At 29.7% G+C, this 1,314-nt stretch carries 1 pseudogene; it reads right to left on the bottom strand.

What is annotated here, in order from left to right:
* Nucleotides 1-951 precede the first annotated feature (951 nt).
* Nucleotides 952-1,314, bottom strand: a pseudogene (locus KQI85_RS16290) (hypothetical protein); the annotation flags it as partial.

Raw genomic sequence — 1,314 nt, forward strand, 5'->3', positions numbered from 1 at the left:
TTCTCGATAATACTATATGTATTATAATATCAAAGATTCCATCTTATATTAAATACAGTAGTATATTCCAGACATCATGCACATTATATTACTATGTTTAGCACAACACTCATATCAGATTGCTTACATAACAACTTAAGATACATTAATTGTATATCTAATTACAATACAATCAACATAATCTCAGACGTATGCATAATATGACACCAAAGACTGGTAAATGATAGCAGTGAATTTAAGATTTTTTAATAAAACATATAATCAATAGTATGATAATAGTATAATAACATATGGTGTTTCACTGCTATTAAAAGTTAGAATCAACATAAATCATATCAATGCATGGATGAAAAAAACAGACATGCACTGTGCCAGATACTTTGGTCAGAGTACGATATTAAGTTTTTTTGCATACTGAAAACATATTTCAATACGATTAACTTACATGTTATAAATTATAAGTTACATTAAAAAGATATTGTAAGCATATTGTTAACTACAGCCGTACAGTTTTTAATGAATAAATAATCTGTCTCATCAACATATTGTTGATGTTTTATGTTCAGATAAGAGCCAGCTGTAATTTAATAGTTTGTAAAGCTTACTTTATAAGATAGTCCAATATATGACATACTTCTTTGAAAAGGTGGTACTAATACTTATCGTGCCATCTACAATTAATAAATGCTCCTATCTGTGCAGTTTTTGTTTGTCAATAACTCTCAACTGCACAGATAGGATAACATGGAGAATTAAAAAAATCCCCCCCCTTTTAGGGGGTAATCATAGGGGGGGGGATTTCAAGAAAATGTATAAACTTTTTATGGATTTATGAGTTGGTTTTATTTTCCTCTTCATAGTATTTATCAAGATATCTATAGGTTTCATCAAGTGTTATACCTAATCGTTCTGAAATCTGTTCAGTTATTTCTGTATCTTTTCCTTGCATAATTAGTTCTTCTTTGACAATTCGTTGTAATAATCTTCTATATATTTACCTGCTGTTTCTAAAGAAATTTCAAATGTTTGAGAAATTTCCTTTATTATATCTTCATTTTTAAAATTAAGTCTGTGTAAAAGAAAGATGGTTTTTCGAATATTTTTAATGCGTTCCTCTTCACGTCCTTCTTCACGTCCTTCCTCACGTCCCAAGTTACGGCCTTCTTCACGAGCTTCTTCTCTTAACTCTGCTTCGTATATCTTTTCATCAAATTCTGTTATACACACACTAAACACCTCCGCCTTATGCTTTATCAAAAATTCTCTCATAATATTTTCTTCTATGCAGTAATCTATTGCCTTGGTTATTGCTGT

This window comes from Falcatimonas sp. MSJ-15, from assembly GCF_018918265.1.
Lineage (GTDB): Bacteria > Bacillota > Clostridia > Lachnospirales > Lachnospiraceae > Falcatimonas.